The following is a 12,602-nucleotide window of genomic DNA, read 5'->3' on the forward strand; positions in this document are numbered from 1 at the left end:
GGCGGAGGGCTGCACTGTGTGGCTCTGGATCCTGACTTTCGTCAGGATGACGGCGGTGCGTTACGGCCGCGCGGGGGGCGGGGGTGCGGGGTCGGACAGGTCGATGGCGATGCGGCCGGTCTTGTCGGGTTTTCTGGCGAAGGCGCTCTTGGCGAGCGCGACGGCGCCGGCGATGAGGGGGACGATCGGCGGGCCGAAGCCGGACTGGCAGCCGCTCTGGGTCGCGGCGCAGGGCGTGCCCTCGAGCGAGAGTGCGCGGATCGCGGTCATGTTCGGGTTGGAGGCGACGGGGCGGTCGGGCGGGCCCCAGTCGGGGAGCGGGAGGCGCGGGCCCGATTGGGTGCCGGGCGCGCAGACGGTGATCGTCTTGTCGCCCTCCTTCACCACCGGGCAGTCGGGGGGATTGAGGATCGACCAGCTCTTCTCGGTCGGGGCGGACGATACCTGTGTGGCGGCGGGCTTGGCCGCAGGTGTAGCGCCGGCCTGTGCGAGCGCGAGCAGGGTGACGAGAATCATCGACGGCGCCTCAACGGTTTGCGGTGATCACTGGCATCGGCGGAGCATGGACCCGATCGGGGCGTCTTGCCACTGTCCAGATGGCGGGGGGCTGATGGCGGGGGCGTGATGGCGCGGGGGTCAGGGTGCGGGTTTGCGGAGGCCGCCGGCGGTGACGCCCGCCGCGCCGATGCCGACCGACACGCCGGCCATGCCGCCGCCGACCTGGAACGGGCCCATGTCCTGGACCGGGGTGCGCGCGTTGAGCAGCCGGACGCGTTCCGCGGCGAGGCTTTCGTGGCGCGGATCGCCGGGGTCGTGCTCGACGAACGGCACGCGGAACCGATCCGCCTGGCGCAGGCCGCAGACGGTGATGTCGGTCGAGGCGGGATCGATGACGCAGCGGGGTTCGGCGGCGAGTCGCTCGCTGGCCTTGGCGAGCAGCGGGTCCTGAACGAGAGCCAGAAGCAAGGCGAACATGACCTGTCCCCGATACGCGATGGGCCGATACGAAGCTCGTCGCGAGGGTGACGCACGCGCAGGCGAGCCGCAAGCGTCAGTCGGTCGGATCCCGATCTATTCTGGCGACGCCGAGCCGGGGGATTTCGATCGCGGGGCAGCGGTCCATGACGACCTGAAGCCCGGCGGCTTCGGCGCGGGCGGCGGCAGCCTCGTTGATCACGCCGAGCTGCATCCACACCGCTTTCGCACCGATCGCGATCGCCTGGTCGACGGCCTCGCCCGCGGCGGCGGAATTGCGGAAGATGTCGACGATGTCGATTTGGTCGCCGAGCTGGGCGAGTTCGCGGAAGACGAATTCGCCGTGGATGTGCTCGCCGGTGATCTGCGGATTGACCGGGATGACGCGGTAGCCGTGCGCCTGCATCCGCGCCATCACGCCGTAGGAGGGGCGGTCGGGGCGGTCGGAGGCGCCGACCAGCGCGATCGTGCGCGCGTTTTCGAGCAGCGCCTTGATATCGGAATCGGCGGTAAGAGGCATCGCGGCGTCCTCTTCGGGGAGCACCCGTCCGGGTCTTTACATAGACCGGTCGGGTGGCTGGAATCCTGGTCCGCTCGTGCCGTAGCTCTACGCGCCAGGCACGACCGGTAACAGCACAACGGCGCGGGCCCCAAAACGTTTCACATTTTTCCAATCCATGCGACGACCTGAGCGGCGAGGGCGGCGAAGATCACGTCGTCGGGCTCGGCCGCGGGCGGCGTTCCCGCGTCGGAGGCGGTGCGGATCGACAGCGTCAGCGGGACGCGGCCGAGGAACGCGATGCCGAGCTCCCGCGCCGCCGCTTCGGCACCGCCGTTGCCGAACGGATCCGAACTCTCGCCGCAATGCGGGCAGACATAGCCCGCCATGTTCTCGACCAGCCCGATGATCGGGATGCCGGCCTTTTCGAACAGGTCGATCGCGCGGCGCGCGTCGATCAGCGCGAGATCCTGCGGGGTCGAGACGATGATCGCGCCCGCGGGACGGTATTTCTGGACCATCGTCAGCTGGACGTCGCCGGTGCCGGGAGGAAGGTCGAGCACCAGCGTGTCGGTTGCGCCCCAGTCCGCCTCGACCAGCTGGCCGAGCGCGCCCGCCGCCATCGGCCCGCGCCAGGCGAGCGCGCGGCCGGGATCAACGAGCTGGCCCATCGACAGGAGGGGGACGCCGTAGGGGGTGGGGACCGGGTCGAGCACCTTGTCCTTCGCGGTCGGGCGGGTGCCCTCGACCCCCATCAGCCGCGGCTGCGACGGGCCGTAAATGTCCGCGTCGACGAGGCCGACGCGGCGCCCGGCCCTGGACAGCGCGATGGCGAGGTTGGCGGACAGCGTCGATTTGCCGACCCCGCCCTTGCCGCTGGCGACCGCGATCAGCCGGCGGGTGGTGCGTTCGGCGGTCATGACCACGCGCACCTCGCCGACGCCCGGCGCGGTCGCGGCCATCTTCACCGTCGCCTCGAGCGCGTCGCGCGCCTTCGGGTCGAGCCCGGTCGCATCGACGACCACGCCGAGGCGGGTTCCTTCGAGTCGCACCGTGGCGCGCGTGCCCGCCACTGCGGCAATCGCCGCCTTTACCGCTTGAATGTCGATCATCGCCGCCAGATAGGCCCGTGGCGGGCGCTTGGCACTGTTTTTCCGCGATGGCACACCTATAAAGGTTGGATGACGATCTTTACGCGCTGGCTCCGGCGTCCCCCCATTCTCGCCGTCGAAACGCCAAAGGGCCCCTGGGGCGGCTCGGGTGACGACAATGCCGGCGAGGGCGGCGGCCCCCGCAATCCCTGGGCGCTGCCCCCCGGCGGTCGCAAGCCGACGGGCAAGCCGAGCGCGCTCGACGAATTCCTGAAAAAGGCGCGGGTCTCGGGCGGCGGTGGCGGCGGCGGCAGCAGCGGCGGCGGTTTCGGCGGCCTGCCGACGGGTGCCAATGCGCGCGCGCTGTGGGCGATCGCGGTGGCGGTGATCGTGGTCCTGTGGCTTCTGTTTACGTCGTTCCACCAGATCGGGCCGCAGCAGCGCGGTGTCGTCACCTATTTCGGCAAATATGCCGGCACGCTTGACCCGGGCATCCGCCTGACCCCGCCCGCGCCGATCGCGAGCGTCGAGGTGGTCGACGTGCAGAATATCCGCACCGACAATTTCCCCGTCGGCGACGGCGAGAACCTGACGCTGACCGGCGACCAGAACATCATCGATCTGGCCTATTCGGTGCGCTGGGACATCGCCGATCCGCGCGACTACGTGTTCCAGCTCGCCGAGCCGAACACCACGGTACGCGCCGCGGCCGAGAGCGCGATGCGCGCGGTGGTCGCGACGACGACGCTGGAGCAGGCGATCGGCACGGGCCGCACGGTGATCGAGCAGCGCGTCGCCGAGCTGACCCAGCAGATCCTGAACGACTATAAGTCGGGCGTCCGCATCCAGGGCGTCGCGATCAAGCAGGCCGCCGCGCCCGCGCAGATCGTCGAGGACTTCAACGCGGTGACCGCGGCGCAGCAGGAGGCGATCGCCAACCTCAACCAGTCGCGCTCCTATGCGCAGCAGGTCGTGGCGCGCGCGCAGGGCGAGGCCGCATCGTTCGACAAGGTCTATGAGCAATATCGCCTCGCCCCCGAGGTGACGCGTCGACGGATGTATTACGAGACCATGGAAGCGGTATTGGCCAAGAGCGACAAGACGATCGTCGAGACCCCGGGCGGCGTCGTCCCCTATCTGCCGTTGCGCAACGGCAAGCGGCTCGCCGATCCGGAGGTCGCGCCGCGCGCCGCCCAGCCGGCGACGCCCGCGCCGGCTGCGGCCGCCGCCGCCGCCCAGCCGGGAGCCGCCCAGTGAACGGCCTGACCTGGCGTAACCCGCTGATCGCGGGCGCGATCGCGCTGGTGCTCGTGATCCTTGCCGCGGCGAGCTTTGCGATCGTGCCGGAAACGCAGCAGGCGGTGATCCTGCGGTTCGGCCAGCCGATCCGGACGGTCAACGCCTATGCGCCCGGCCAGCCCTTCGGCCAGACCGGTGCCGGGCTGATCGCGCGCGTGCCGTTCATCGACCGCATCGTGTGGATCGACAAGCGCGTGCAGGACATCGAGCTCGATAACACGCTGGTGCTGTCGACCGACCAGCTGCGGCTCGAGGTCGATGCCTATGCACGCTACCGCGTCGTCGACCCGCGCAAGATGCGCAACGCGGTCGGCAGCGAGGAACGCATCCCCGACCAGCTGCGCCCGATCCTGGGGTCGGCGCTGCGCAACGAGCTGGGCAAGCGGCGCTTCGTCGAACTGCTCAGCCCCGAGCGGTCCGAGCTGATGGACAATATCCAGACCGGGTTGCAGCGCGTCGCGAGCCAGTACGGCGTCGAGATCGTCGACGTGCGGATCAAGCAGGCGAACCTGCCCGTCGGCCTGCCGCTCGAAAGCGCGCTCAAGCGCATGTCGAGCGCACGCCAGCAGGAGGCGATCACGATCCGTGCCGAGGGCCAGAAGCAGGCGCAGATCGTCCGCGCGCAGGCGGATGCCGATTCGGCGAAGATCTATGCCGAGAGTTTTGGCAAGGATGCCGACTTCTACGACTTCTATCGGGCCATGCAGTCCTACCGGCACACGTTCGGGGCAGATGGCGGTCCGGCACCCGAAGGATCGACGTCGATAATTCTTTCGCCGAACAACAGCTATCTGCGGGAATTCGAGGGCCGCGGGCGTTAAAGCCCGTGAGCTTGCTCTGAACACCCGTTCATATTCAAGCGTCGTTCAGCCGTAATCGGCGATGAAACCCCGGTTTCGGACGATGAAACGAGAGGACAATATCCAGTGCGTTACGCCTACGGCATTACCAGCGCTCTACTGCTCGGCGGCGCGACCGCGACGCTCGCGCTCCAGCCCGGCACCGCTTCGGGGACCGGCCAGGTCGCCCAGAACGAACCTGGCGCGATCCAGGCGGTCGTGCCCAAGCCCGGCGCGCCGATGAGCTTTGCCGACATGGTCGCGCGGCTCCAGCCCGCGGTCGTGAACATCTCGACCAAGCAGACGATCGTCCAGAAGCAGCAGGCCAACCCGTTCGCGGGCACGCCGTTCGGCGAGCTGTTCGGCGGCATGGGCGGCGGTCCGCAGGGTGGCCCGCCGGTCAAGCGCGAGGGCGCGTCGCTCGGCTCGGGCTTCCTGATCTCGGCGGACGGCTATGTCGTTACCAACAATCACGTGATCTCGCCGGGCGCGCAGGGCGCGACGGTCGATTCGATCACGGTGACGCTGAGCAACAAGAAGGAATATGTCGCCAAGGTCATCGGCAAGGACCAGGAATCGGACCTGGCGCTGCTGAAGATCGACGCGCCCAACCTGCCCTTCGTCAAGTTCGGCGATTCGAACGGCGCGCGCGTCGGCGACTGGGTCGTCGCGATCGGCGAGCCGTTCGGGCTGGGCGGCACGGTGACCGCGGGGATCATCTCGGCGATCAACCGCGTCACCGGACAGGGCGGCGCGTATGACCGCTTCATCCAGACCGACGCGTCGATCAACCAGGGCAATTCGGGCGGGCCGATGTTCGACCTGAACGGCAATGTGATCGGCGTGAATTCGCAGATCTTCAGCCAGTCGGGCGGCAATATCGGGATCGGCTTCGCGATCCCCGCGGCGACCGCCAAGCCGATCATCGCGACCTTCATGAAGGGTGGCACGATCGAGCGTGGCTATATCGGCGTGACGCTGGGCCGTGGCGGCACGATCGACGAGGATACCGCCGCAGCGCTCGGCATCGCCAAGAATCAGGGCGAGCTGATCAACGACGTCACCGCGGGCGGGCCTGCGGCGCGCGCCGGCGTGCGCGCGGGCGACGTGGTGACCAAGGTCAACGGCCAGGTGGTCACGGTCGACCAGTCGCTGTCCTACCTCGTGTCGAACGTGAAGCCCGGCCAGACCGCGCGGCTCGACATCCTGCGCAACGGCAAGCCGACGAGCGCGAACGTGGTCGTCGTGCCGCGGCCGAGCGCTGACAAGCTGGCGGCGACGCTGGGCGGTGACGCGCAGGGCTTTGGCACCGACGACGGCGATGACGATGATGCAGCGACCGGTGCGGCACCGACCGCGGGTGCGGCGCTCGGGATCGGCGTCCAGCCGCTGACCCCGGCGATCGCGCAGGCGGTCGGCGTCGAGGCGGGCACGCAGGGCGTGGTGATCGCGGCCGTCGCGCAGACGAGCGATGCGTTCGGCAAGCTCAAGCGTGGCGACGTGATCATCTCGGTCAACGGCACGCCGGTGCGCAGCGCAACCGAGCTGCAGGGCGCGGTCACGACGGCCAAGGCCGCCGGGCGCCCCCAGGTGCTGTTGCAGGTCAAGCGCGGGCGCGGGCCGGCGCAGTTCCTGCCGGTCAAGATCAAGTAATCCACCCGACACTCGCGTGTCCCGAAGGACCGTCGCTCACCCGAGCGGCGGTCCTTTTTCTTTGCGGGGCGCGGGGTTAGGATCGGGATCGACAGCGAGGACATAGCAGCATGGGCGACGGCATCTTCATCGGCGCGAGCGCGGACGGTACGCGGCAGACGCTCGAACTCAGACGCGCGAACCGGCACGGGCTGATCGCGGGCGCGACGGGCACGGGCAAGACCGTGACCGTGCAGGGGATCATCGAGGGGTTTTCGGCGAACGGCGTGCCGTGCTTCGTCGCGGACGTGAAGGGCGACCTGTCGGGGCTCGCCATGGCGGGATCGCCGACCGCGAAGACGCATGCGATCTTTGCCGAGCGCGCGAGGGCGATCGGCGATGACGGCTGGGCCTATGCGGACACGCCGGTGCAGTTCTGGGACCTGTTCGGCGAGCAGGGGCATCCGATCCGCACGACGATCAGCGAGATGGGGCCGGTGCTGCTCGCGCGGCTGCTGGATCTCAACGAGGTGCAGGAGGGGGTGCTGACGATCGCCTTCCATGTCGCGGACACCGAAGGGCTGCTGCTGATCGATCTCGACGATCTGCAGGCGATGCTGAGCGAGTGCGCGGGGCGGGCGGACGAGCTGACGACGACGTACGGCAACGTGTCGAAACAGTCGATCGGCGCGATCCAGCGTGCGCTGCTCCAGTTGCGCAGCCAGGGCGCGGAGCATTTCTTCGGCGAGCCCGCGCTCGAATTGCGTGATTTCATCGGCGTCGACGATCGCGGGCGGGGGCTGGTCAACATCCTCGCCGCGGACAAGCTGATGGCGAGCCCCAAGCTCTATTCGACCTTCCTGCTGTGGCTGATGAGCGAGCTGTTCGAACAGCTTCCGGAGATCGGCGATCCCGACAAGCCGGTGCTGTGCTTCTTCTTCGACGAGGCGCATCTGCTGTTCGATGCCGCGCCCAAGGCGCTGCTCGACACGATCGCGCAGGTCGTGCGGCTGATCCGGTCGAAGGGCGTGGGCGTGTATTTCATAACGCAGAACCCGATCGACATCCCCGAGACGATCGCGGGGCAGCTGGGCAACCGGGTGCAGCATGCGCTGCGCGCGTTCACGCCGCGCGACCAGGCGGCGGTGCGCTCGGCGGCGGAGACGTTCCGGGCGAATCCGGGAGTCGATGTCGCGACCGCGATCACCGAGCTGAAGGTGGGCGAGGCCCTGGTGTCGCTGTTGCAGGCGGACGGGTCGCCGACGCCGGTCGCGCGCACGCTGATCAAGCCGCCGGTGTCGCGGGTCGCGCCGATCACGCCCGCCGAGCGCGCGGTGATGATCGAGACGGATGCGATCGGGGCGAAATACGACACGCTGGTCGATCGCGAGTCGGCGGAGGAGCTGCTCGCGGCGAAGACCGAGGCGGCGAGCGCGGCGGCGGCCGAGGCGAAGGCGACGACCGCGGCGGAGAAGGCGGCGGTGGCGCAGGCGAAGCTCGACGCGAAGGCGGCGCGGGAGGCGCGGGCGGCGGAGCGCGAGGCGGAGCGGTTGGAGCGCGCGGCGGAGCGCGAGGCGGCGGATTCGCCCTGGGCGAAGATGGCGAGTTCCGCGACGCGCGCGGCGAGCTCGTCGATCGGGCGGCAGGTGGCGAACGAGATCGGGAAACAGGTGTTCGGGACGAGCAGCCGGTCGCGGTCGCGCGGCGGGGCGTCGGGGGGTGGTCTTGTGGGGAGCGTGCTGCGCGGGGTGCTGGGAGGGTTGTTTCGGGGGTGATCGGGGGTGGGGTGACGCTCCTGCTTCCGCGCATACCACCCCGGCGGAGGCCGGGGCCCAGTTGGGGAGGTCGCTGTAACGGAGCGCTGTCCTGCATCACTGGCGTCCCCCAACTGGGCCCCGGCCTTCGCCGGGGTGGTGGCGCGTTTTGGGGGGCTGGCGTGCCCCCGTGTGTTCACCCGCGAAGGCGGGTGCCCAGACTGGGTCCCCGCCTTCGCGGGGACACAACGGGGAGCGGGGGCGTGTGATCTCGCGCATACCACCCCGGCGGAGGCCGGGGCCCAGTTGGGGAGGTTGGAGTAACGGAGCGCTGTCCTGCATCACTGGCGTCCCCCAACTGGGCCCCGGCCTTCGCCGGGGTGGTGGCGCTCTTTGGGGGGTGGCGTGTCCTCCCCCATGGTCACCCGCGAAGGCGGGTGCCCAGACTGGGTCCCCGCCTTTGCGGGGACACAAGGGGGGGAGCGAGGTGGTGGAGGGGGTGGGGGGCTGTGGTATAGGGGGGTATCGGCACGGGCCGGGCGTTGGCCGGGCCGGTGCACCACGTCTTGCAAAGGTACCCGATCATGTCGCTCGATTTCGAATCCACCACCGACTGGGCCGCGATCGGTGAGGAGAGTCTGGATGCGGCGATCGAGTTGCGGCGCGCGATCCATGCGGATCCCGAGGTCGGGCTGCACTGTCCGCGCACATCGGACAAGGTGAAGGCGGCGCTGGCGGGGCTGCCGCTCGAGATCCGCGAGGCGACCTCGACCACCGGGTTCGTCGCGATCCTGCGCGGCGGGCGGGGCGGCGGTACCGCGGGGGGCAATGGGCGGACCGTGCTGCTGCGCGGCGACATGGATGCGTTGCCGATGCAGGAGGAGACCGGCTTGCCGTTCGCGTCGAAGGTCGACGGGGCGATGCATGCGTGCGGGCATGATTCGCATACCGCGATGCTGGTCGGCGCGGCCAAGGCGCTGTGCGCGCGGCGGGACGAGTTGCCGGGTACCGTCGTGTTCATGTTCCAGCCGGGCGAGGAGGGGCATCACGGCGCGCGGCACATGATCGCCGACGGGCTGCTCGATGCGCCATTGCCCGAGGCGGGGTTCGCGCTGCACATCTCGCCCAACATGCCGATGGGGCATGTCGTCAGCCGGTCGGGGACGCTGATGGCGTCGACCGACACGCTGCGCGCGACGATCACCGGGCGCGGCGGGCATGCGGCGATGCCGCACGACTGCCTCGATCCGCTGCCGATCGCATGCGAGATCGTCACCGCGCTGCAGACCTATGTCGCGCGACAGGTGGCGGTGACGGATCCGGCGGTGCTGTCGATCACCAAGCTCAACGCGGGGTCGGCGCACAACGTCATCCCGTCGAGCGTCGAGATGCTGGGGACGATGCGGACCTTGTCCGAGCGGACGCGCGAACAGCTGCGCGCGGCGTTCGTGCGGATGGTCGAGGGGATCGCCGCGGCGCATGGTGCGGTCGGGACGCCGACGATCGAGCAGGGTTATCCCGTCACCGTGAACGATCCGCGCGCGACCGATCTGATCAAGGCGGTGGCGACGACGATCGGCGGCGAGGGCGCGTATCAGGTGATGCCGCCGATGATGGGCGCGGAGGATTTCTCCTACGTGCTGCAGAAGCTGCCGGGGGCGATGGCGTTCATCGGCGCGGCGCCCGAGGGGAGCGACCCGCGGACCAATCCGCCGCTGCACAATACGAAGATGACGATCGACGAGCGGGTGATGGCGCACGGGATCGCGGTGCACTGCGCGGTGGCGGAGCGGTTTCTGGCGAACGGGTTCGATTGAGGGGGGGCGTGCGCTCCGCCGGACTGATCCGGGGGAGCGCGCGCGCCACCCTGTTGCCCCTCCCCGGCGAAGGCCGGGGCGCAGGTGGGAGGGCTGTGTAACGGAGCGGTGTCCGACGTTATCACCGTCCCCCAACTGGGCCCCGGCCTTCGCCGGGGTGGTTGAGGGGGGGCAGGCCGCACGTGTCTCGCCACGCCGGCGGAGGCCGGGGTCCAGGTGGAGAGGTCGGCGTAACGGAGCGGTGTCCGGGGTTACTGCCGTCCCCCAACTGGGCCCCGGCCTTCGCCGGGGTGGAGTGGGGGGTGTGCGGGGCGGTTACTTCTTGATCAGGCCGATCTCTACCAGGCGTTCGTAGAGATAGTCGTGCGCGGTGATCGGGGTGGGGTAGCGGTTGGGGTTTTCCGCGGTGATCGTCGCCGGCAGCGTCTGAATCAGGAAATCCGGCGCGGGATGCAGGAAGAACGGCATCGAGTAGCGCGAATGGCCGCGGCGCTCGGGCGGCGGGTTGACGACGCGGTGCGTGGTCGAGGGCAGGACGTGGTTGGTCAGCCGCTGGAGCATGTCGCCGACATTGACGACCATCGCACCCTCGGGCGGCTTGATCGACAGCCAGCGGCCGTTCGCGCGGTCGAGCAGTTCGAGGCCCGCCTCCTCCGCACCGAGCAGCAGGGTGATGAGGTTGATGTCCTCATGCGCGCCGGCGCGGACGCCCTCGGCATCGGCGGGGATCGGCGGGTAGTGGAGCAGGCGCAGGACGCTGTTGCCGTCCTTGACCGCGGGGTCGAACCAGTCGGGCGCGAGCTTCAGGTGGCGCGCGATCGCGGAGAGCAATTTGTCGCCCGCGGTGTCGAACGCCTTGAACAGGTCGAGGAAGACCGGCTTGAAGCCCTCGGGCCGGGTCGGCCAGACGTTCGGCGACATCTGCGCCTCGTAGCGGTGGCCGGCGGGGAGCTCGCGGCCGACATGCCAGAATTCCTTGAGGTCGACGACTTTCGCGTCCTTGGCGATCTCGGTCTTGAACGGGGTGTAGCCGCGTGCGCCGCCGCCGCCGGGGGCGAAATAGCCGCGCTTCTCGTCCTCGGGCAGCTCGAACAGCGCCTTGGTCTCGGCCCAGGCCTGGTCGATCAGCTCGGTCGGGATGCCGTGATTGGCGACGATCGCAAAACCGAAGCGTTCGAACGAGTTGCCGAGCGCGGCGGCAAAGCCGTCGGGGTCGCGCGCCTGATCGGCGAGGCTGAGCGTGGAAACCTGGGCGGCGGGGCTGTCGAGCATGGAAGGATGTCCGGATAGGGGAGCGTCGATATAGCGACGCGGGGGGGCGGTGCCAATTGCCTGGCGGGATTTCGCGTGGCGGCTGTGGCGGGGTGGATAGCGGGTTTCGTAGGTAGCGATAACGCGGTAGGGCGCCGCATCATGACCGCAGAAACCCCAGTATCCGACGCGCCCGCGATGCGCGGCGCGCCGATCGGCTTTGTCGAGTTCGTGGCGCTGGTCGCAGCCCTCATGTCGCTGACCGCGCTGGGGATCGATTCGATGCTGCCCGCGCTGCCCGCGATCGGCGAGTCGCTGGGGATCGCGAGCGAGAACAGCCGGCAATATATCGTGACCGCGTTCGTCATCGGCTTCGGCGTCGCGCAGCTCGTCCACGGGCCGCTCGCCGACCGGTTCGGGCGCCGCACGGTGCTGCTCTGGTCGCTGGGGCTGTACGCGCTCGCCAATGTCGCCTGCGCGCTGGCGGGGAGCTTCACATTGCTGCTGATCGCGCGGGTCGCAGGCGGGGCGGTGATCGCGGCGGCGCGGGTCGCGACGATCGCGCTGGTGCGGGATTGTTATCACGGGCGGGCGATGGCGCGGGTGATGTCGATCGCGTTCATGGTGTTCATGATCGTGCCGATCCTGGCGCCGACCTTCGGCTGGAGCGTGCTGCAGTTCGGCGACTGGCGCGCGATCTTCTGGGTGATCGCAGGCCTGACGCTGGTCGTGCTCGCCTGGTTCTGGGTCCGGATGCCCGAGACGCTGGCGCCCGAGAACGTCCTGCCGATCACGCCGGCGCGGATCCTGTCGGACTGGCGGCAGACGCTTAGCGACCGGCTGTCGCTCGGCTATACGCTGGCGGCGACCGCGCTGATGGGGTCGCTGTACGGTTATCTCAACTCGATCCAGCAGATCATGGCGGACGTGTTCGCCAAGCCCGACCTGCTCGCGCTGATCTTCGCCGTTACCTCGGTGACGATGGCGGCGGCCAATCTGATGAATTCGCGGATCGTGATGAAGCTCGGCACGCGGCTGATCAGCCACTGCGCGCTGTCGGGGCTCATCCTGGTGTCGCTGGTGCATCTGGGCGCGATCGAGGCGGACTGGGAATCGCTCACCAGCTTTGCGGTGTTCCAGGCGCTGACGCTCGGCTGTTTCGGGCTGGCGACGTCGAATTTCTCGGCGATGGCGATGGAGAATATGGGGCGGATCGCCGGCACCGCGTCGAGCGTGCAGGGGTTCGTCAGCGTCACCGCGGGCGCGGTGATCGGCGCGGTGATCGGCCAGGCGTTCGACGGGACGACGGTGCCGCTGGTGCTCGGCTTCCTGCTCGCGGGGCTCGCCGCGCTGGCAGTCGTCGCGCTGACGGAACGGGGCCGCCTGTTCCGGCCTGCGATCGTCGTCAAACCGGCCGAGTGACGGAACCGGGCACGCGTGCCCGC

General features: G+C 69.4%; 11 protein-coding genes. 6 read left to right on the forward strand and 5 right to left on the reverse strand.

Translation table 11 applies throughout. The annotated features are described in order from the left end of the window. Positions 1–60: 60 nt before the first annotated feature. The 4 genes from IFT54_RS16010 to IFT54_RS16025 form a co-directional block, all read right to left on the reverse strand. Positions 61–516 (reverse strand): hypothetical protein, encoded by a 456-nt coding sequence (locus tag IFT54_RS16010; protein ID WP_192071354.1) that lies wholly within the window; start codon positions 514–516, stop codon positions 61–63. Positions 517–636: 120 nt separating this feature from the next. Continuing rightward, positions 637–975, reverse strand: coding sequence for a hypothetical protein (locus IFT54_RS16015; protein WP_192071355.1), 339 nt, complete (start codon positions 973–975; stop codon positions 637–639). Between the two features lie 76 nt (positions 976–1,051). Further along, positions 1,052–1,495, reverse strand: coding sequence for a CoA-binding protein (locus IFT54_RS16020; protein ID WP_192071356.1), 444 nt, complete (start codon positions 1,493–1,495; stop codon positions 1,052–1,054). Between the two features lie 140 nt (positions 1,496–1,635). After that, positions 1,636–2,586: an Mrp/NBP35 family ATP-binding protein gene (locus IFT54_RS16025; protein WP_192071357.1), complete on the reverse strand. Its 951-nt coding sequence runs from the start codon at positions 2,584–2,586 to the stop codon at positions 1,636–1,638. A gap of 69 nt (positions 2,587–2,655) precedes the next feature. On the opposite strand from IFT54_RS16025, the gene hflK reads away from it, so the two are divergent. The 5 genes from hflK (at position 2,656) to IFT54_RS16050 (ending at position 9,906) form a co-directional block, all read left to right on the forward strand. Then, on the forward strand, positions 2,656–3,822 hold the full coding sequence (gene hflK / locus IFT54_RS16030) for a protease modulator HflK (protein ID WP_107931848.1): 1,167 nt from the start codon (positions 2,656–2,658) through the stop codon (positions 3,820–3,822). Then, complete coding sequence (gene hflC / locus IFT54_RS16035) at positions 3,819–4,685, forward strand: protease modulator HflC (RefSeq protein ID WP_031395778.1); 867 nt, start codon at positions 3,819–3,821, stop codon at positions 4,683–4,685. Before hflK ends, hflC begins: the two co-directional genes overlap by 4 nt. Positions 4,686–4,790: 105 nt before the next feature. Beyond that, entirely contained in the window at positions 4,791–6,356 is a 1,566-nt protein-coding gene (locus IFT54_RS16040) for a Do family serine endopeptidase (protein WP_192071358.1), read from the forward strand. 110 nt (positions 6,357–6,466) lie between these two features. Beyond that, entirely contained in the window at positions 6,467–8,110 is a 1,644-nt protein-coding gene (locus IFT54_RS16045) for a helicase HerA-like domain-containing protein (protein WP_192071359.1), read from the forward strand. Between the two features lie 563 nt (positions 8,111–8,673). Further along, positions 8,674–9,906 (forward strand): M20 metallopeptidase family protein, encoded by a 1,233-nt coding sequence (locus tag IFT54_RS16050; RefSeq protein WP_192071360.1) that lies wholly within the window; start codon positions 8,674–8,676, stop codon positions 9,904–9,906. Between the two features lie 315 nt (positions 9,907–10,221). On the opposite strand, the gene IFT54_RS16055 is transcribed toward IFT54_RS16050, so the two are convergent. Continuing rightward, a complete protein-coding gene (locus tag IFT54_RS16055) occupies positions 10,222–11,178 on the reverse strand; it encodes an isopenicillin N synthase family dioxygenase (RefSeq protein WP_192071361.1) in 957 nt (318 codons plus the stop codon). Between the two features lie 141 nt (positions 11,179–11,319). On the opposite strand from IFT54_RS16055, the gene IFT54_RS16060 reads away from it, so the two are divergent. Next, the gene (locus IFT54_RS16060) at positions 11,320–12,579 is read left to right on the forward strand and encodes a multidrug effflux MFS transporter (protein WP_183935045.1); all 1,260 of its coding nucleotides are present in this window, start codon (positions 11,320–11,322) and stop codon (positions 12,577–12,579) included. Positions 12,580–12,602 lie beyond the last annotated feature (23 nt).

Origin of the sequence: Sphingomonas sp. CFBP 13714 (assembly GCF_014842205.1) — a bacterium.
In the GTDB taxonomy this organism is placed as follows: domain Bacteria; phylum Pseudomonadota; class Alphaproteobacteria; order Sphingomonadales; family Sphingomonadaceae; genus Sphingomonas; species Sphingomonas aerolata.

What these genes read in the sequence shown, in the direction of transcription:
- IFT54_RS16060 (WP_183935045.1), top strand. Translation starts at nt 11,320, where the DNA reads ATGACCGCAGAAACCCCAGTATCCGACGCGCCCGCGATGCGCGGCGCG.
- hflK (WP_107931848.1), top strand. Translation starts at nt 2,656, where the DNA reads ATGACGATCTTTACGCGCTGGCTCCGGCGTCCCCCCATTCTCGCCGTC.
- IFT54_RS16055 (WP_192071361.1), bottom strand. Translation starts at nt 11,178, where the DNA reads ATGCTCGACAGCCCCGCCGCCCAGGTTTCCACGCTCAGCCTCGCCGAT.
- IFT54_RS16010 (WP_192071354.1), bottom strand. Translation starts at nt 516, where the DNA reads ATGATTCTCGTCACCCTGCTCGCGCTCGCACAGGCCGGCGCTACACCT.
- IFT54_RS16045 (WP_192071359.1), top strand. Translation starts at nt 6,467, where the DNA reads ATGGGCGACGGCATCTTCATCGGCGCGAGCGCGGACGGTACGCGGCAG.
- IFT54_RS16020 (WP_192071356.1), bottom strand. Translation starts at nt 1,495, where the DNA reads ATGCCTCTTACCGCCGATTCCGATATCAAGGCGCTGCTCGAAAACGCG.
- IFT54_RS16050 (WP_192071360.1), top strand. Translation starts at nt 8,674, where the DNA reads ATGTCGCTCGATTTCGAATCCACCACCGACTGGGCCGCGATCGGTGAG.
- IFT54_RS16015 (WP_192071355.1), bottom strand. Translation starts at nt 975, where the DNA reads ATGTTCGCCTTGCTTCTGGCTCTCGTTCAGGACCCGCTGCTCGCCAAG.
- IFT54_RS16025 (WP_192071357.1), bottom strand. Translation starts at nt 2,586, where the DNA reads ATGATCGACATTCAAGCGGTAAAGGCGGCGATTGCCGCAGTGGCGGGC.